General features: G+C 68.7%; 17 protein-coding genes, 1 tRNA gene and 1 pseudogene. 13 read left to right on the top strand and 6 right to left on the bottom strand.

Going from position 1 to position 17980, the window contains the following annotated elements; genetic code table 11:
- The 4 genes from ACWAUG_RS05700 to ACWAUG_RS05685 all read left to right on the top strand — a co-directional run.
- A partial coding sequence (locus ACWAUG_RS05700; RefSeq protein ID WP_460801798.1) for a ribosomal RNA small subunit methyltransferase A occupies positions 1–593 on the top strand: 593 nt, incomplete at its 5' end.
- Between the two features lie 9 nt (positions 594–602).
- Positions 603–1670, top strand: coding sequence for an L-glyceraldehyde 3-phosphate reductase (gene mgrA / locus ACWAUG_RS05695; RefSeq protein ID WP_460801797.1), 1068 nt, complete (start codon positions 603–605; stop codon positions 1668–1670).
- Positions 1671–1694: 24 nt separating this feature from the next.
- Positions 1695–2630 carry a 4-(cytidine 5'-diphospho)-2-C-methyl-D-erythritol kinase gene (locus tag ACWAUG_RS05690; protein WP_460801796.1) on the top strand — a complete coding sequence of 312 codons (936 nt, stop codon included), beginning with the start codon at positions 1695–1697 and terminating at the stop codon, positions 2628–2630.
- A 48-nt stretch (positions 2631–2678) separates the two neighbouring features.
- Positions 2679–4502, top strand: coding sequence for an ABC-F family ATP-binding cassette domain-containing protein (locus ACWAUG_RS05685; RefSeq protein ID WP_460801795.1), 1824 nt, complete (start codon positions 2679–2681; stop codon positions 4500–4502).
- A 12-nt stretch (positions 4503–4514) separates the two neighbouring features.
- Here ACWAUG_RS05685 and ACWAUG_RS05680 read toward each other — a convergent pair whose 3' ends face one another.
- A complete protein-coding gene (locus ACWAUG_RS05680) occupies positions 4515–5432 on the bottom strand; it encodes a pseudouridine synthase (protein ID WP_460801794.1) in 918 nt (305 codons plus the stop codon).
- A gap of 17 nt (positions 5433–5449) precedes the next feature.
- Entirely contained in the window at positions 5450–5944 is a 495-nt protein-coding gene (locus tag ACWAUG_RS05675; RefSeq protein ID WP_460801793.1) for a MarR family winged helix-turn-helix transcriptional regulator, read from the bottom strand.
- Between the two features lie 76 nt (positions 5945–6020).
- On the opposite strand from ACWAUG_RS05675, the gene ACWAUG_RS05670 reads away from it, so the two are divergent.
- The 6 genes from ACWAUG_RS05670 to ACWAUG_RS05645 all read left to right on the top strand — a co-directional run bounded on the left by ACWAUG_RS05670 (position 6021) and on the right by ACWAUG_RS05645 (position 11507).
- Positions 6021–6092, top strand: a tRNA-Gln gene (locus ACWAUG_RS05670).
- 1 nt (position 6093) lies between these two features.
- Positions 6094–7527, top strand: a complete 1434-nt coding sequence (glmU, locus tag ACWAUG_RS05665; RefSeq protein ID WP_460801792.1) for a bifunctional UDP-N-acetylglucosamine diphosphorylase/glucosamine-1-phosphate N-acetyltransferase GlmU — start codon at positions 6094–6096, stop codon at positions 7525–7527.
- Positions 7528–7536: 9 nt separating this feature from the next.
- Positions 7537–8571: a ribose-phosphate diphosphokinase gene (locus ACWAUG_RS05660; RefSeq protein ID WP_460801791.1), complete on the top strand. Its 1035-nt coding sequence runs from the start codon at positions 7537–7539 to the stop codon at positions 8569–8571.
- Between the two features lie 46 nt (positions 8572–8617).
- Positions 8618–9043, top strand: a complete 426-nt coding sequence (locus ACWAUG_RS05655; RefSeq protein ID WP_460801790.1) for an FMN-binding protein — start codon at positions 8618–8620, stop codon at positions 9041–9043.
- An 8-nt stretch (positions 9044–9051) separates the two neighbouring features.
- Entirely contained in the window at positions 9052–9936 is an 885-nt protein-coding gene (locus ACWAUG_RS05650; protein ID WP_460801789.1) for an FAD:protein FMN transferase, read from the top strand.
- The gene (locus ACWAUG_RS05645) at positions 9936–11507 is read left to right on the top strand and encodes an FAD-dependent oxidoreductase (RefSeq protein ID WP_460801788.1); all 1572 of its coding nucleotides are present in this window, start codon (positions 9936–9938) and stop codon (positions 11505–11507) included. Before ACWAUG_RS05650 ends, ACWAUG_RS05645 begins: the two co-directional genes overlap by 1 nt.
- A 22-nt stretch (positions 11508–11529) precedes the next feature.
- On the opposite strand, the gene ACWAUG_RS05640 is transcribed toward ACWAUG_RS05645, so the two are convergent.
- Both ACWAUG_RS05640 and ACWAUG_RS05635 read right to left on the bottom strand, forming a co-directional pair.
- A complete protein-coding gene (locus ACWAUG_RS05640) occupies positions 11530–13056 on the bottom strand; it encodes a sensor histidine kinase (RefSeq protein ID WP_460801787.1) in 1527 nt (508 codons plus the stop codon).
- Positions 13057–13067: 11 nt separating this feature from the next.
- Positions 13068–13796, bottom strand: coding sequence for a response regulator transcription factor (locus ACWAUG_RS05635; protein ID WP_460801786.1), 729 nt, complete (start codon positions 13794–13796; stop codon positions 13068–13070).
- Between the two features lie 201 nt (positions 13797–13997).
- Between ACWAUG_RS05635 and ACWAUG_RS05630 the strand changes: the two genes are divergently transcribed.
- From ACWAUG_RS05630 to ACWAUG_RS05620, 3 genes and pseudogenes are all read left to right on the top strand, one after another.
- The gene (locus ACWAUG_RS05630) at positions 13998–15350 is read left to right on the top strand and encodes an ABC transporter permease (protein WP_460801785.1); all 1353 of its coding nucleotides are present in this window, start codon (positions 13998–14000) and stop codon (positions 15348–15350) included.
- The gene (locus tag ACWAUG_RS05625) at positions 15344–15484 is read left to right on the top strand and encodes a hypothetical protein (RefSeq protein ID WP_460801784.1); all 141 of its coding nucleotides are present in this window, start codon (positions 15344–15346) and stop codon (positions 15482–15484) included. Before ACWAUG_RS05630 ends, ACWAUG_RS05625 begins: the two co-directional genes overlap by 7 nt.
- A 26-nt stretch (positions 15485–15510) precedes the next feature.
- A pseudogene (locus ACWAUG_RS05620) lies at positions 15511–16204 on the top strand (ABC transporter ATP-binding protein).
- A 69-nt stretch (positions 16205–16273) separates the two neighbouring features.
- On the opposite strand, the gene gndA reads toward ACWAUG_RS05620, so the two are convergent.
- Entirely contained in the window at positions 16274–17722 is a 1449-nt protein-coding gene (gene gndA, locus ACWAUG_RS05615) for an NADP-dependent phosphogluconate dehydrogenase (protein WP_460801783.1), read from the bottom strand.
- A 48-nt stretch (positions 17723–17770) separates the two neighbouring features.
- Positions 17771–17896 carry a hypothetical protein gene (locus ACWAUG_RS05610; RefSeq protein WP_460801782.1) on the bottom strand — a complete coding sequence of 42 codons (126 nt, stop codon included), beginning with the start codon at positions 17894–17896 and terminating at the stop codon, positions 17771–17773.
- Positions 17897–17980 lie beyond the last annotated feature (84 nt).

Raw genomic sequence — 17980 nt, 5'->3', positions numbered from 1 at the left:
TGCCGCAGACCGCGCTCGATCACGGTGTGCCGGAGGGCGCGCTGACGGTCGTCGACCACGACGCCCTGCGGGTGACGGAGTTGCCGAACGACCCGACCGTGCTCGTTGCGAACCTGCCCTACAACGTCTCCGTTCCCGTGCTGCTGCACTTCATGGAGACCTTCCCGAACATCGCCCGCGGCGTCGTCATGGTGCAGGCCGAGGTCGGCGAGCGTCTCGCCGCCCTTCCTGGCAGCAAGGTCTACGGCGCACCGAGCGTGAAGGCCGCCTGGTACGGTCCATGGCGTCTGGCCGGGAACATCTCCCGCCAGGTGTTCTGGCCGGTGCCGAACATCGACAGCGTGCTCGTCGCCTTCGAGCGCGATGAGACGCCGCGCGGCGACGAGGATCTGCGCCGCGAGACCTTCCGCATCGTGGATGCTGCGTTCCAGCAGCGCCGCAAGATGCTCCGTCAGGCTCTCGCGGGTGTTCTCGGTGGAACAGCGGCCGAGGCATCCGCTGTTCTCGAGTCGGCGGGCGTCGCTCCGACGGCCCGCGGCGAGCAGCTGACGGTCGATGACTTCGTGCGCATCGCGCTGACGCTTCGGCGCTAACCTGGACGCGTGACCGAATCGCCGCGCTTCAGCCCCGATGTCCACGACATCCACCGCCCTTACACGGCGAAGGACGACCGTTACGCGCAGTTCGAGTACCGGCAGGTCGGCGCATCCGGCCTGTACCTGCCGCCCATCTCGCTCGGGCTCTGGTGGAACTTCGGCGACAACATCCCGATGGACAACCAGCGGGCGCTCCTGCGCCATGCCTTCGACCGCGGCATCACGCACTTCGATCTGGCCAACAACTACGGCCCGCCCTACGGTTCGGCCGAGAAGAACTTCGGCCGCGTCTTCTCCGAGGACTTCCGCCCCTACCGCGATGAGCTGATCATCTCGTCGAAGGCCGGCTACGACATGTGGCCGGGCCCGTACGGAGATCGCGGCAGCCGCAAGTACATCCTCGCGAGCGCCGAGCAGTCGCTGGCGCGCATGGGACTCGACCACGTCGACATCTTCTACTCGCACCGCGTCGACACGGTGACGCCGATCGAGGAGACGGTCGCGGCGCTCGACACCCTGGTGCGCCAGGGCAAAGCCCTGTATGTCGGAATCTCCTCGTACAGCGCTGAGCGCACGGCGGCCGCCGCGGCGGTCGCGAAGGATCTCGGCACGCCGTTGATCATCCACCAGCCGTCGTACTCGATCCTCAACCGGTGGATCGAGCCGGAGCTCACCGGCACCCTGCGCGACGAGGGACTCGGGGCGATCGCCTTCACGCCGCTCGCCCAGGGCCTGCTGACTGATAAGTACCTCGGCGACGGCACGGCCGAGCGGGCGCAGAAGCGTCGTTCGCTGTCGGAGCGTCCGCTCTCCGACGACGGACTGCGCATCCTGCGCGGACTGAACAAGATCGCCGTCGATCGCGGCCAGTCCCTGGCGCAGATGGCGCTGCAATGGGTGCTGCGCGACCCGGTGGTCGTCTCGGCGCTCATCGGCGCATCGCGTCCCGAGCAGATCGATGAGAACATCGCCGCTGTGCACGGCCCGGCGTTCACGGTCGAAGAGCTCGCGGGTATCGATGCGCTCTCCGATGGCATCGACGTGAACCTGTGGGCCCCGTCCTCGTCCGTGTGACCCGCTGAGAGAGACGAGCAGATCATGAGCCTCGCCGCTTTCCCCGGCACCATCCATGTGCGCGCGCCGGGGAAGATCAACGTCTACCTCGGTGTGGGCGCCCGTCATGACGACGGTTATCACGCGTTGGCTACGGTGTTCCAGGCCGTCTCCCTGTACGAGGACGTCTTCGCGACGGAGAGCGAGGGATTCTCCCTCTCCGTCTCGGGCGGCACGGACGCCGCGGATGTGCCGCTGGATGATCGGAACCTCGCGATGCGGGCTGCGAAGATGCTCGCGGCGGCGACGGGCTTCACGGGGGGCGTGCACCTCGACATCCGCAAGTGCGTTCCGGTCGCCGGGGGCATGGGCGGAGGGTCTGCGGATGCCGCGGCTGCTCTCGTCGCCTGTGACGCGCTGTGGGGAACGGGGCTGTCCGCGCAGGAGCTGCATGAGCTGGCGGCGCGTCTCGGATCGGATGTCCCCTTCGCCCTGCACGGCGGAACGGCCGTGGGCACCGGACGCGGCGACCAGCTGAACCCTGCGCTCGCCGACGGGCGCTTCGACTGGGTGCTGGTGACGAGCGATCAGGGCCTGTCGACGCCCGCCGTCTACGGCAGGCTCGACCGGCATCGCGCGGAGAGCGGCGCACTCGCCGACGATCCGCCGCTGTCGCTCGACGTCCCCGTGCCGGTGCTGCAGGCGCTGCGTGCGGGCGACGCGCACTCGTTGGCGGCGAGCATGTACAACGATCTCGAGGTCGCGGCTCTCCTCGAGCGCCCGGATCTCGACGAGACGCTCGCGGCCGCTCTTGGCGCCGGTGCCCTCAGCGGGATCGTCTCCGGGTCGGGCCCGACGATCGCGTTCCTGTGCGAGACGCCGGAGAGCGCCCAGTATCTGCAGCGCGAGATGCAGGCCGCCGGGCGCTCAGCGCTGCACGTGCACGGCCCCGTGCCCGGCGCGCGGATCATCTCGGTCTGATCCGGCCCGCCCCGGGGCAGCGCGCCCGTCGCGTACGCTGGGGGAGACATGGCTGCACATCTTCTCGGGGCCGAGGGCCTCCGCCTCGAATACCCCACCAAAGTCGTCTTCGACTCGGTCACCCTCGGCATTGAGGAGGGCGATCGAATCGGCATCGTCGGCCGCAACGGCGACGGCAAGTCGAGCCTGCTGGCGATGCTCGCCGGGCGAAAGCAGCCGGATGCCGGTCGTGTCACCGTGCGCGCGGGAACCCGCATCGGCGTGCTCGATCAGGCCGACGTCCTCGACGACTCCCTCACGATCGCGCAGTCCGTGGTCGGTGACATGCCCGAATACGAATGGGCGGGCGATGCGCGGGTGCGCGATGTCATCCAGGGGCTGCTCGCCGATCTCGACTGGGATGCTCCGGTCGACGGACTCTCCGGCGGGCAGCGCCGCCGCGTCGCGCTGGCCGCGCTGCTGGTGCAGGACTGGGATGTCATCGCCCTGGACGAGCCGACCAACCACCTCGATGTCGAGGCGGTCACCTGGCTCGCCGGCCATCTGAAGAAGCGCTGGTCCGCGTCCTCCGGCGCGTTCATGGTCGTCACGCACGACCGCTGGTTCCTCGATGAGATCTGCACGGAGACGTGGGAGGTGCACGACCGCATCGTCGAGCCCTTCGAAGGCGGTTATGCGGCCTACATCCTGCAGCGGGTGGAGCGCGACCGGATGGCCGCGGCCACCGAGGCGAAACGCCAGAACCTCGCCCGCAAGGAACTCGCATGGCTGCGCCGCGGGGCCCCGGCCCGCACGGCCAAGCCGAAGTTCCGCATCGACGCGGCGAACGAGCTCATCGCGGATGTCCCCGAGATCCGAGACAAGACCTCCCTGCAGTCGCTGGCGGTCTCGCGCCTCGGCAAGGATGTCGTCGACCTGCTCGACGTCGGCGTCCGCTACGAGAACCGATCGACCGGTGCGAGCGTCGAGGTGCTGAAGGACGTCGAGTGGCGCATCGCACCGGGCGAGCGCACCGGTATCCTCGGCGTCAACGGCGCCGGCAAGTCCACGCTGCTCGGACTCGTCTCGGGCAGCATCCAGCCCACCAGCGGCACGGTCAAGCGCGGCACGACAGTACGGGTGAAGACCCTCACCCAGCGCATCGACGAGCTGCTCCCGCACTGGGACCAGCCCGTGCGCAAGGTGATCGAGGGCCTGCGCACGGAGTACACCTTCGGCACCGGATCCAAGGCGCAGTCGCTGACTCCGGGGCAGCTGCTCGAGCGCCTCGGCTTCTCCTCCGCGCAGCTGTCGACGCCGGTGAAGGATCTTTCCGGTGGTCAGCAGCGGCGCCTGCAGCTGCTTCTCGTGCTCCTCGATCAGCCGAACGTCCTCATCCTCGACGAGCCCACGAACGACATGGACACCGACATGCTGGCCGCCATCGAGGACCTCCTCGACTCCTGGCCGGGCACGCTTCTCGTCGTCAGCCACGACCGCTACTTCCTCGAGCGCGTCACCGACCAGCAGTTCGCCGTCATGGGTGGCGGACTCCGGCACCTGCCGGGCGGCATCGACGAGTACCTGCGTCTGCGCGAGGCCGAGCAGAAAGGCGGCGCCGCGCCGTCGGCGCCCCGTTCGGCGGATGCTCCGGCAAAGCCCTCCGGCCTGGAGGGCGCCGCGCTGCGCACCGCGCAGAAGGAGGTCTCGGCGATCGAACGCAAGATCCAGAAGCTGACGCAGCAGATCGAGCGGGCGAAGAATGCCCTCGCCGATCACGATCAGTCCGACTACCAGGGGCTCGGCGTCGAGATGGCGAAGATCTCTGCGTTGCAGGACGAGGTCGGCGAGCTCGAGATGCAGTGGCTGGAGCTCAGCGAGCAGATCGGCTGATCCCGCCCGGGATCAATGCTGCGGCGTGAAGCCTAGGCTTCGGCGGGTGGTGAATGAGCGCTCCTCGCTGCTGATCGGGTCGATGAAGCGCACCTCGCGGGCGAGCAGCTGCAGGGGATGCTCGTGGTCGTCCGGCTTCTCGTCCGTGAGGATCGGGTAGAGGTTGTCGTGCAGGATGCCGAGGCCGATGCTCGCGAGGTGGACCCGTAGCTGATGCATCTTGCCGGTGTGCGGGCGCAGGAGCGTGTGCACCACGTCATCGTCGGTGGAGATCAGCTCGATGAGCGTCTCCGAGTTCGGCTCGCGCTCGGCATCGACCTGAACGCACACCTGGCCGCGGAGCTTCTCGATGTGCAGGCGCACGGTGCAGGGGAGATCCGTCGGGTCCCAGCCGGAGGGACGCGCGGACACGGCCTCGTAGACCTTCTCGATTTCACGGTTCTGGAACAGCATCTGATACTTGCCGCGGGTCGCCGGTCGTGACGAGAACATCAGCAGGCCGGCCGTCGCGCGGTCGAGCCGGTGGATCGGTGCGAGATCCGGGTTGTCGAGCAGACGTCGAAGACGCACCAGGGCGGAGTTCTGCAGGTATTTGCCCGCGGGAGTCGAGGGGAGGAAGTGCGGCTTGTCGATCACGACGAGATGGTCGTCCTGGTGCAGGATCTCGATCTCGAACGGGATCTCGACCTCGACGGGCGGCTCCCGGTAATACCAGACGAACTCCTCGTCGCCGAGGGGCGTGAACCTCGACAACGATGAGCCGTCGGCGGCGACGATGTCGCCCGCATCGAATCGGGCGAGCAGGGTCTCGGGATCCAGGTGGAAGAAGCGTTCGACCATATAGGCGCTCACGGTCGGCCACGGACCGGTCAGCGGCACATGCAGTCGTGTGGCGCCCACGCCATCGCGCACGGGCAGGGGAGAGCGCATCGCCATCGTCGCGGACCTCAGGAATCGAAGCTCAGGCTGAGCTTGCGCAGCAACGTGGTCATGCGCTCGCGGTCGGCGCGCGACAGCGCCCGCAGCAGTTCGGCCTCGACATCGACCAGGCGCGTGATCGCCGCATCCACCCGCACCCGTCCGTCATCGGTCAGCGTGACCAGCACGCTGCGGCCGTCGCCCGGATCCGAGACGCGCCGCACGAAACGACGCCCGACGAGACGATCGATGCGATTGGTCATGGTGCCGCTGGAGACGAGCGTCTGCTGCAGGAGCTGCTTGGGTGAGAGCTGGAAGGGATCCCCCGCTCGGCGCAGAGCCGACAGCACATCCCACTCCCAGTGCTCGATGTCGCTGCGGCGGAACACCTCGCGGCGGGCTCGATCGAGGTGCTTGGAGAGCCGGTCCATGCGCGAGAGCACCTCGAGCGGGGAGAAGTCGAGGTCGGGGCGCTGGGCGTTCCACGCGCCGACGATCCGGTCGACCTCATCTGCATCGCTCATGCTCCCATTATCGGTCAGCGGCACGAGGCCCGCCGCCGGACGTGGCAGACTTGTCAGGCAGCCCCTGCGGCTGCGGTCCGCCGTGGTGTAATGGCAGCACGACAGCCTTTGGAGCTGTGAGGTTCAGGTTCGAGTCCTGGCGGCGGAGCATGACGGAGAACAGACTCGCGATCATCGTGCTCGCCGCTGGCCAGGGCACCCGGATGAAGTCCCGGCTGCCGAAGGTGCTGCATCCCATCGCCGGGCGTCCGCTCGTCGGCCACGTCCTGACCACGGCGACGGTGCTCGAAGCCGACCACATCGAGGTCGTCGTGCGCCATGAGCGCGACCAGGTCGTCAGTGCGATCTCCGCGCAGTACCCGAACGCCGTGATCGTCGATCAGGACGAGATCCCGGGCACCGGGCGCGCCGTCCAGGTCGCCGTCGACGCCCTTCCCGCCGATTTCGAGGGTGACGTGCTCGTGCTCTCCGGCGATGTCCCGCTTCTCGAGGCCGACACGCTGCAGGCGCTCCTGGCCGGTCATCGCCGTGCCGAGGCAGCCGCGACGATCCTCAGCGCGCTCCTCGACGACCCGACCGGCTACGGGCGCATCATCCGCGACGAGGCGGGCACGGTCTCGCGCATCGTCGAGCAGAAGGACGCGACCGCCGAGGAGGCGGCCGTCTCCGAGATCAACGCGGGCGTCTACGTCTTCCGGGCATCGGCGCTGCGCTCGTTCCTCTCGCAGCTCGACCAGAACAACGCCCAGGGCGAGCTGTACCTCACCGACGTGATCGGCCTGCTGCGTCAGGCACGGCACACGGTCGCCGCCGAGATCGCCGCCGACACCGCCGCGACCTTCGGGGTGAACGATCGGGCCCAGCTCGCCGAGGCGGGCCGCGTGCTCAACGCCCGCATCGTGCGCCGTTGGCAGCGCGACGGCGTCTCGATCATCGACCCGGCGACCACGTGGATCGACGATGACGCCAAGCTCGCACCGGATGTCACGATCCTGCCGAACACTCACATCGTGGGAGCCACGGTCATCGAGTCCGGCGCGGTGATCGGTCCCGACACGTCGCTCGTCGACTGCGAGGTGGGCGAGGACGCGGTCGTCAAGCGCACGGATGCGACGCTCGCGGTCATCGGGGCGCGCACGACGGTGGGCCCCTTCGCCTACATCCGTCCCGGCACGGTGCTCTCCGACGGGGGGAAGATCGGCACGTTCGTCGAGACGAAGAACTCCACGATCGGCGCCGGCAGCAAGGTGCCGCACCTGTCGTACATCGGCGACACGACGATCGGCGAGCGCGTCAACCTCGGGGCCGGTGCGATCACCGCGAATTACGACGACGTCAACAAGCACCGCACCGAGATCGGCGACGAGGTGCACACCGGCTCGCACAACGTGTTCGTCGCGCCGGTTAGGATTGGAGATGGTGCGAAGACCGGAGCGGGAGCGGTCGTCCGCAAGGACGTCCCCGCTGGTGCTCTGGCCTTGAGCGTCGCCCCTCAGCGCAATGTCGAGGGATGGGTCGAGAAGAACCGAGCCGGGACTGGCGCCGCAGAGGCGGCATCCCGGGCCAACCGAGCTGCGGAGTAAAGGCACGCCATGGGGCACAAGAAGAAGACCGTCGAGCTGGACCGGGACAACGGGGTCGCTCCCGGCCTCGTCGCCAAGAACAAGAAGCACCTGGTCGTCGCCGGTGGCCGCTCGCACCCCGAGCTGACCGCGGCCGTCGCCCAGGCGCTGGGCACGCAGGTCGCCCCCGTCGAGCACCGCACCTTCGCCTCCGGCGAGATCTACGCCCGTTTCGAGGTGTCGATCCGCGGAACCGATCTCTTCATCGTGCAGACCTTCGGTGAAGGTCTGAACGAGTCGCTCATCGAGACGCTCATCATGATCGATGCGGCCAAGCGCGCCTCTGCCAAGCGCATCACGCTCGTGGTTCCGTACTTCCCGTACTCCCGCCAGGACAAGAAGGGCCGCGGGCGCGAGCCGATCAGCGCCCGCCTCGTCGCCGACCTGTTCAAGACCGCCGGCGCGGACCGCGTCATGAGCGTCGATCTGCACGCCGCCCAGATCCAGGGCTTCTTCGACGGACCCGTCGACCACCTCTTCGCCAAGCCCGTGCTCCTCGAGCACTTCCGTGAGACGCTCACCGCCGAAGACCGCGAGACGCTCACGATCGTCTCGCCCGACATGGGGCGCGTCCGCGTCGCAGATACGTGGTCCGACAGCCTGGATGCGCCGCTGGCGATCATCCACAAGCGCCGCGACCCGAAGGTCGCCAACCAGGTCTCCGTGCACGAGATCGTCGGAAGCGTCGCGGGCCGCACCTGCCTGCTCGTCGACGACATGATCGACACCGGCGGCACGATCGTCAAGGCAGCGCAGGCGCTGAAGGCCAACGGCGCGCGCCGGGTCATCGTCGCCGCGACCCATGCGATCTTCAGCGATCCGGCCACCGATCGCCTGCAGGACGAGGCGATCGATGAGGTCGTCGTGACGGACACGATCCCGCTGAACGAGTCCCGTCATTGGGAGTCGCTCACGGTTCTTCCGATCGCTCCGCTGCTGGCGCGCGCGATCCACGAGGTGTTCGAGGACGGATCCGTCACGAGCATGTTCGGCGGAGACGCCTGACCCGGGGCACAGCCCGCGCATAGCGCGCGGACATAGTCTCGAAAGCATGATCGTGCAGACCCTGTCGCCCGCCGTGCGTTCCGGAGCGGCCCTCGCGGCCGTCATCGGCGCTCTGACCGTCACCGGGTGCGCGGGCGCCGATTCCTCGGCCGACTCCGCGGAGCCCATGGAGTACGCGGACGGGACCTACACGGCCGAGGGGTCGTATCAGACGCCGGAGAACGTCGAGAGGGTATCGGTGACGTTGACGATCGCCGACAACCTGGTCGCGGGCGTCGAGGTCGCGGGAGATCCGGGAGCACGGGAGACCGAGCAGTACCAGGCCGCGTTCATCTCGGGCATCGCGACGGAGGTCGTGGGGGTTCCCCTCGACGAGATCGACGTCAGTCGGGTCGCGGGATCGTCGCTCACGAGCGGCGGTTTCAACGCGGCGGTGGCGGAGATCAAGGCGCAGGCCGCCCTCGAGCAGTAGGAGCGCGCATGCCCCTGTGGCGCTTCGACGCGATCGGCACGACCTGGGAGATCGATTCGGAGCACCCGCTCGACGACTCGGTGCGCTCGCGCATCAACGACCTCATCGAGGACTTCGACCGCACCTGGTCGCGGTTCCGCAGGGATTCTCTCGTGAGCCGGCTCGGTCGCTCCGGCGGGACGGCCGCGCTTCCCCCGGATGCTCCGGCGATGCTCGACGCCTATCGTGCTCTCACCCGGGCAACGGACGGTGCGGTGAATCCGCTGGTGGCCGAGAGCCTGAACGCGCTCGGCTACGACCCCGATTACTCCTTGCGCCCCGGCACGCCACGACCGGCTCCGTCGGAGTGGACCGGCATCGTGTCGTGGGCTGAGCCGCTGCTGAGCGTCTCGACGCCGGCTCTGCTCGATGTGGGTGCGTTGGGCAAGGGCCGCCTGGTCGATCGTGTCTTCGACGAGCTCGCCGATGTCCCGGGGATCCGTGCGGTCGATGCCGGCGGCGACCTGCGGGTGCGCGAAGACATGCGCGTGGGCCTCGAGCATCCCTTCGATCCGAGCGCCGCGATCGGAGTCGCCATGATTCGGGACCAGGCGATCTGCGCGTCCGCGATCACCCGCCGCGCCTGGGGAAGCGGACTGCACCATGTCCTCGATGCCCGTACCGGGATGCCGGTGCGAACCTGGGCGGCGACCTGGGCGATCGGGGCGGATGCCATGACCGCCGACGCCGTCGCCACGGCGCTGTTCTTCGACGGCGGTGCGGACTTCGCCGCCGAGCGCGGCGTCGAGTGGGTGCGGATGAGCACGGACGGGCGCGCGCAGTGGTCCGCGAGCGCACCGATCGAGGTATTCCGCCCCGGTGGGCGGTTTGATGAGGGAGAGTTGACTCTGTGATGAGTATGTTCACCGCCGCCCGCCAGCGTGTTCTCGCGGTTCTCGGAGCCGTATCGATGTATCGGCTGGTGCTGTTCGCGCTGGGGCTGCTCGCCGTCATCGCGCTGGCATTGTCGGCACTCGGCGCGATCGTCTCCCCGACACCCGCGGAGATCCTGTACTCCTTCGTCGTCCTCGGCGTCGTCATCTGCGCGGTCGACGCGATCGCGCAGCGTCTTCTCCGGCTCCCGTGGCGCGTGGAATCGTCGTTGGTGACGACGCTCATCATGCTCTTCGTCATGCGGCCCGGGTCGGATGCCGCCGCTTTCACGGGCCTCGCCCTCGCCGGTGCGCTGGCGAGCCTGTCGAAGTACCTCATCGCCTGGCGCGGACGTCACATCCTCAATCCGGCGGCGTTCGGAGCCGCGGTGGTGACGATCGTCGGTTCGTTCGGCGCCTTCGAATGGCTGGGAACCTCCGCCTCATGGTGGGTGGGCACGCCGTCGCTGGCCCTTCCCGTGGCCGTGCTGGGACTGGCGGTGCTGTGGCGCACCGAGAAGGTGCGGGTGGTGCTGGTGTTCCTTCTCGTCGCGATCGGCACTTCAGTGGTGCGCCAGGCCGTGCAGGGGCAGCAGTTCGGCATGGGGTTCGACCTCGGCGAGGCGCTGTCGTTCGCGGTGCTGCAATCGCCGTTCCTGTTCCTCGGCATCTTCATGCTGTCCGAGCCGCTGACGCTGCCGCCGCGGCGCTGGCAGCAGTACTCGGTGGCGGCGCTCGTCGGTGTGCTCGCCGGCTGGCCGATTCTCATCGCGGGTCTCTTCACCCTCGGCCAGGAGCGCGCACTGCTCATCGGCAACCTGCTGGCGTTCGTCTTCGCGCTGCGCGGTTCGGTGCGGCTCCGCCTCGACAAGCGCGAGTTCATCACCCCGACCGTGCAGGAGCTGACCTTCCGCACCAAGGGACGGCTGAAGTTCCTGCCGGGTCAGTACCTCGAGCTCGATGTGCCGCATCACCGGCCGGATGCCCGGGGAACGCGCCGCGAGTTCAGCATCGTCTCGGCGCCCGCGGACCTGCCGACGCTGCGCATCGCCTATAAGAACGGCGACCAGAAGCATCCGTCGTCCTACAAGCGCGCTCTCGCCGCCGCGGAGCCCGGAGCGACATTGGCCGTCACCGGGACCTGGGGCGACTTCCTGCTGCCCCGTGGCGACGCGCCGGTGCTCATGGTCGCCGCAGGAATCGGTGTCACTCCCTTCGTCTCGCAGCTTCGCCAGCTGCAATCGGCCGGGGTTCAGCGCGACATCGTGCTCGTGTACGTGGCCTCCGACGTTTCGGAGCTGGCGTTCCGCGAGGAGCTGGAGGCGACAGGCGTGCGGGCCGTCGTCTACACCCGAGACGAGCCGGCGGGCCTTGGCGACAACTGGTCGTGGGCGCAGGGCGTGCGCCTGGATGCCGAGGGCCTGGAACGCGTGGTCCCCGACATCGCGGCGCGGCACACGTTCATCTCGGGACCGCCGCGACTCATCGCCGACCTCGCTCCCGCGCTGCAGAAGGCGCATTCGCTGACGACCGACGCCTTCGCCGGGTACTGACCGCGCACCATGCGGCTCCGGCTCACGCCTCCGGCGGTGCGGGGAGCGGCTGCGTCAGAGGAAGGCGCACGGTGAAGGTCGTGTCTCCGGGCTCGGATTCCACGGACAGGGTTCCCCGGTGCCCCTCGACGATGGCCTTGGCGATCGCCAGGCCCAGCCCCGTTCCGCCGGTCTGACGGGCACGCGAGGAGTCGCCCCGGGCGAAACGGGCGAAGAGCGCGTCGCGCACCTGCGGATCGATGCCGGGGCCGTCATCGTGCACGCGGATGACGGCGAGATCGTCCTCGGCGCCGACGCCCAGCGTGATCTGCGTGCCGGCGGGTGTGTGGGTGCGGGCGTTGGCGAGCAGGTTCGCGACGACCTGGTGCAGGCGCCCGGCGTCGCCGAGGATGACGACCGGCTCGTCGGGAACATCGACGCTCCAGCGGTGGTCGGGCCCGGTCGGACGGGCATCGGCGAGCCCTTCGAGAGCGAGGTTGGTGAGGTCGACGGAGCCGTGCACGAGCTCGGTGCCCTCGTCCAATCGGGCCAGCAGCAGCAGGTCTTCGACCAGACGCGTCATCCGCAGCGACTGCGCCTGGATGCGCTCGAGCGCGGTCTCTGTGCTCTCTGCGGCATCGACGGCCGATGTCGGCCGCAGTGCGCGCAGCGAGAGCTCGGAGTAGCCGCGGATCGAGGCGAGGGGAGTGCGCAGCTCGTGGCTGGCATCCGCGACGAAACGGCGCATGCGCTCCTCGTTGCGCTGGCGGGAGGCGAGCGACTCGTCGACGTGGTCGAGCAGGGTGTTCAACGATGCGCCGACCAGGCCGATCTCGGTGCGCGGGTCGGATTCCTCGGCCGGGACGCGCTCGGTGATGGACACCTCGCCGCGATCGAGCGGCTGGTTCGCGACGCGCGTCGCAGTCGCGGCCACGGCCCGCAGCGGTCGCAGGGTCATCCGGATCGTGACGGTGATCGTGAGGGCAAGGAGGATGAGCCCGCCGAGTGTCGCGAGGGACACGACGGTGAACAGCTGGGCGAGGGTGCTCTGGATGCCGTCGCGGGGGAGCCCGGTGACGACGTTGATGGCGGGGGAGAACTTCGTCGCCGCCGTCTGGGTGACGATCAATTGGTAGGAGGCGCCGTTGTGCCCGGGGAGCGCGATCGACCCGGTGCTGCGTCCGGCGAGCGCCGCGTCGATGGCGCGCAGCTCCCGGGTGGAGAGGTCGCTGAGCGCTCCCCCCTCGCCGATCACGATTCCGCTGGCCGTGCCGCCGGCGGTCTCATCCGGGACCCAGAACGCCAGGAGCAGGCCGGAGGCGGGCGGGGCGACGCCGTCCATGGCGGAGCGGGCGGTGAGGGACTCGTTGGTGATCATCGCATAGCCCGCGCGCTGGGACACCAGCGCCGTCGTGCGGTCGGAGAGGGAGCGCACCTGCTCGGTCAGCTGGCCTTCGAGCGCCTGGTTGAGCGTCGCGCCGGTGATGACGGCGACGATGATGAGGATGAGCGAGACGAACCCGGTCACGGCGATCATGAGCCGTGCCTGCAGGGTCAGCGGTGCGCGCATCCCCGGCCGGGTCACTGGGGGGCCTTGATCATGTAGCCGACGCCGCGCACCGTGTGCAGCAGGGGCGTGCGGCCGGCGTCGATCTTCTTGCGCAGGTACGAGATGTACAGCTCGACGACCGACGACTTGCCGCCGAAGTCGTAGCTCCAGACGCGGTCGAGGATCTGCGCCTTCGAGAGCACGCGGCGCTCGTTGCGCATCAGATAGCGCAGCAGTTCGAACTCGGTGGCGGTCAGCTCGATCTCGGTTCCGTCGCGCTCGACCTCGTGGCTGTCCTCGTTGAGGGTGAGGTCTCCGACGCGCAGGATCGACTGCCCCTCGTCGCTGGAGGCCAGACCCGTGCGGCGGATGATCGCGCGCAGACGCGCGATGACCTCTTCGAGGCTGAAGGGCTTGGTGACGTAGTCGTCGCCGCCGGCGGTCAGGCCCGCGATCCGGTCGCCGACGGCGTCCTTGGCGGTGAGGAAGAGCACGGGAACGAGATTGCCGGATTCGCGGAGCCGGCGAAGCACGCTCATGCCGTCGAGATCGGGCATCATGATGTCGAGCACGAGAGCATCGGGTTCGAACTCGCGGGCGACCTGGAGGGCTTCCATGCCGGATGCCGCCGTGCGGACCTCCCAGCCTTCCATGCGCAGGGCCATCGCCAGAAGGTCGGTGAGCATCTGCTCGTCATCGACGGCGAGGATGCGCAGCGGAGATCCATCGGGGCGGCGAAGTTCGGGCAGATCGTGGCTCATGAGGTCCATTGTGATGCTTCGTCTATGAAACTTCTATGGAGACTTCTATGCGTGATCTGTGAATCGGATGCTGTGTCCCACGCATGAGCGTCGAGGACCCGTAGCAGGTTCATAAGAAACCCATCACTTCACCATCTGCTTCCCATAATCGCCGTCAATATCGTCGTCTTCGTCCCGCTGACACGCGGGCGAAGGAGAGACGTGTACGGAAGATATCTGCGGAGAGAGCTCGTCGGCCGCAAGAAGCAGACGGTTATCCTCGCCGTCGGGCTCGCGGTGGCGATCGCACTCGTGATCATCGTCAAGGCGCTGACGGCCGGAGTGCGCGACGCGCAGGCGCAGGCGCTCGAATCGGTGTACGGCGTCGGCACCGACCTGACGGTCACCGGAGCGATGACCGAGCCCGGCGAGGGCGGCGGCCCGCGGTTCGAGTTCGATGCGGATGCCGGTGAAGCCGGCGTTGACACGACGACGCTGAGCTCGTCGCAGCTGATGACCGAGATGATGCGCTCGACCCTGGACGCCGCCGTTCTCGACGACGTGCTCGACACACCCGGCGTGAGCGGGGCCACAGCAACGCTCAGCCTCACGAACGCCACCTTCTCGGGCGAGATGCCCACCGGCGGCTTCGGTGGCGGCTCGCAGCCCGCAGAGGGCGGGATGCCCGGCGGCGGCGAGCCTCCGCAGGGCGGACCCGACGGCGCAGGCGGCAGCGCGTTCGGGCTCGACTCGTTCAGCGTGCTCGGCATTGATCCGGAGGGAACGGCCATCGGTCCGCTCGCCTCCGTCGAGGTCTCCGACGGGCGCGCCTTCGACGCCGATGACGCCCAGGCCCTCGTCGCCCTCGTCGATGGCTCCTACGCCTCGACCGCGGAGATCGCGGTCGGCGACGTGCTCGACGTCGCGGGTGCCGAGGTCGAGGTCGTCGGCATCGTGGCATCCACGTCCGACTCCGCGGACACCGCTGCGAACGTCTACTTCCCACTGCAGACGGCGCAGAGCCTCGCGGGCGTCGACGATGTCGTCTCGACCGTCTATGTGCAGGCCGAGTCGGCATGCGGCATCGATCAGCTGCAGTTCGAGCTCGAGACCGCGCTGCCGGATGCGACGGTCAGCTCGCAGTCCGACCTCGCCTCCACGGTCTCCGGATCGCTGACGAGCGCGACATCGATGATCACGAACCTCGGCACGTGGCTCTCGATCATCGTGCTCGCCGTGGCGCTGCTGATGGCCGTGCTGTTCACGATCTCGGGCGTCTCGCGGCGCACCCGCGAGTTCGGCACCCTCAAGGCGATCGGCTGGTCCAACGGCCGGGTCGTGCGCCAGGTCGCCGGCGAGCCCATGGTGCAGGGCCTCATCGGCGGCATCGGCGGTCTCGTCCTGGGAGTCATCGGGATCGTCGTCATCAACATCGTGCACCCGACGATCTCGGCGGCGGCATCCGCACCGTCGGGCATGGGCGGCGAGATGCCGCGCGGCTCGGGAGGATTCGGCGGCGCTCCGACCAGCGGGGGGGATGGTTCGAGGCCGCAAGCACTGCGGACATCGTGCTGAGCGCGCCGTTCACGCCTGTGGTGCTCCTCGCGGCGATCGGCATCGCGGTGCTCGGCGGTCTGCTCGCCGGTGTCTTCGGCGGATGGCGCGCGGCCCGACTGAGCCCCGCCGAGGCACTGCGATCGGTGGCCTGATCACGATGAGGACGAAAGAAGAGAGTATGACCATCGCGGCAGAACCGGTGTACCGCCTGTCCGGCGTGACCCGCACCTACACCCAGAAGGACCGGGTCGTCCGGGCCCTGACCGGCGTCGACCTCGACATCTGGGCGGGGGAGTTCGTCACCATCCAGGGACCGACCGGCGGTGGCAAATCGACGCTGCTGCAGCTGCTGGGCGCGCTCGACCGGCCGACGTCCGGATCGCTGACGCTCGGCGGCACGGAGCTGGCGAAGGCATCGGATGCCGAGCTCACACGGCTGCGCGCGGAGGAGGATCGGGTTCGTCTTCCAGAGCTTCAACCTCATTCCGACGCTCACCGCGGCCGAGAACGTCGAGATGGCACTGGAGACCACGCGCCTGTCCAAGCCGGAGCGGCGCCGCCGTGTCGACGAGGCCCTTGAGCACGTCGGCCTCGCGGAGCGCGGCGACCACCTGCCGTCCGAGCTCTCCGGAGGCCAGCAGCAGCGCGTTGCGATCGCGCGCGCGATCGTGAGGCGGCCGAAGGTGCTGCTCGCGGACGAACCGACCGGCAACCTCGACGAGAGCATGCGCGATGAGATCCTCGTGCTGTTGGAGGGGCTGTGCGCGGAGGGGATAACGATGGTCGTCGTCACGCACGACTCCGCTGTCGCGCGCCGGGCCAGCCGCCGGTTGCACCTCGCGAAGGGCGCCATCACCGATATCACCCGCTGAGCGGTTCCTCAGAACACGGAAGAAGGCCCCGGCGTAGCCGGGGCCTTCTTCTCACGCGGTGAACGCTGCTCAGTGGGTGTCTTCCGCCTCGATCTCGGTGCGGTCGCCCGACCAGAGCGTGTGGAAGGTGCCGTCCTTGTCGATGCGCTTGTAGGTGTGCGCGCCGAAGAAGTCGCGCTGGCCCTGCACGAGGGCTGCGGGCAGGCGGTCGGCGCGGATGCCGTCGTAGTACGACAGCGACGAGCTGAACGCGGGGGCGGGGATGCCCGCGGTGGCCGCGGCGATGACGACGCGGCGCCAGGCGGCCTGGGCGCGGGTGATGGCCTCGGCGAAGTACGGGGCGCTCATCAGCACGGGCAGGTCGGCGTCGGCGGCGTAGGCGTCGGCGATGCGGTTGAGGAACTGGGCGCGGATGATGCATCCGGCGCGCCAGATCTTCGAGACCGCGCCCAGGTCGATGTTCCAGTCGTACTCGGCGGCGCCGGCGCGGATCTCGTCGAAGCCCTGCGAGTAGGCGACGATCTTCGACGCGTACAGGGCCAGGCGCACGTCTTCGATGAATGCGTCGGCGTCGTCGACGGTGAACGTCTCGTCGGGACCGGGGAGCGCGGATGCGACGGCGCGCTGTTCGGGGTGCGAGGACAGTGACCGGGCGAAGGTGGCCTCGGCGATGCCGGAGACCGGCACGCCCAGCGACAGGGCCGTCTGCACGGTCCACGCGCCGGTGCCCTTGGCGCCGGCCTGGTCGAGGATGACGTCGACGAGGGGCTTGCCGGTTTCGGCGTCGACCTGGCGGAGCACCTCGGCGGTGATCTCGATCAGATAGGACTCGAGCTCGCCGGTGTTCCACTCGGCGAAGATGTCGGCTATCTGGGCGGGGGTCTTGCCGGTGCCGCGGCGGATGAGGTCGTAGGCCTCGGCGATGAGCTGCATGTCGGCGTACTCGATGCCGTTGTGGACCATCTTCACGAAGTGGCCGGCGCCGTCGTGGCCGACGTGGGTGACGCAGGGCTCGCCCTCGGCGACCGCGGCGATCGAGCGCAGGATCGGGCCGAGGGTGACCCAGGACTCGTCCGAGCCGCCGGGCATGATCGAGGGGCCCAGCAGGGCGCCCTCCTCACCGCCGGAGATGCCCGCGCCGACGAAGTTGATGCCCGTCTCGCGGACGGCCTTCTCGCGGCGGATAGTGTCGGGGAAGTAGGCGTTGCCGCCGTCGACGATGATGTCGCCGGGCTCGAAGACCTCCACCAGGGCGTCGATCACCGCATCCGTCGGGCCGCCGGCCTTGACCATGATGATCGCGGTGCGCGGCTTCTGCAGGCTGTCCGCGAACTCCTGGTAGGTCTTCGCCGGGATGAAGCCCGCTTCGGGGTGCGCGTCGAGCACGCCCTGGGTCTTCTCATAGCTGCGGTTGAAGATCGCCACCGTGTTCCCCTCGCGGGATGCGAGGTTGCGGGCGAGGTTCGACCCCATGACGGCGAGTCCGACGACTCCGATGTTCGCTGATGCTCCGGGCAAAACTGCTCCTCGATCGTGAAGAAGTGGGGGTGTTCAGGTTAGCGCGCGTCAGTCCTTGCGGTACCCGGTGCGGCCCATCGCGTACATCGCGCCGATACTGACGACGGTGGCGCACACCGACATGGCGCCGATGAGCCAGAGCAACGCGTGGGACATGAAAGCTGCATCGAGCATGCGGAACTCCAAGTTCTCAAAGGGTGGGGATTGCCTGAGTTTCACCCTACCGGGTGATCCGGTACCATGGAGTTGTTCCTCGGC

This window comes from Microbacterium sp. GXF6406, assembly GCF_054798215.1.
This window is presented reverse-complemented; position numbering and strand designations above follow the sequence as displayed.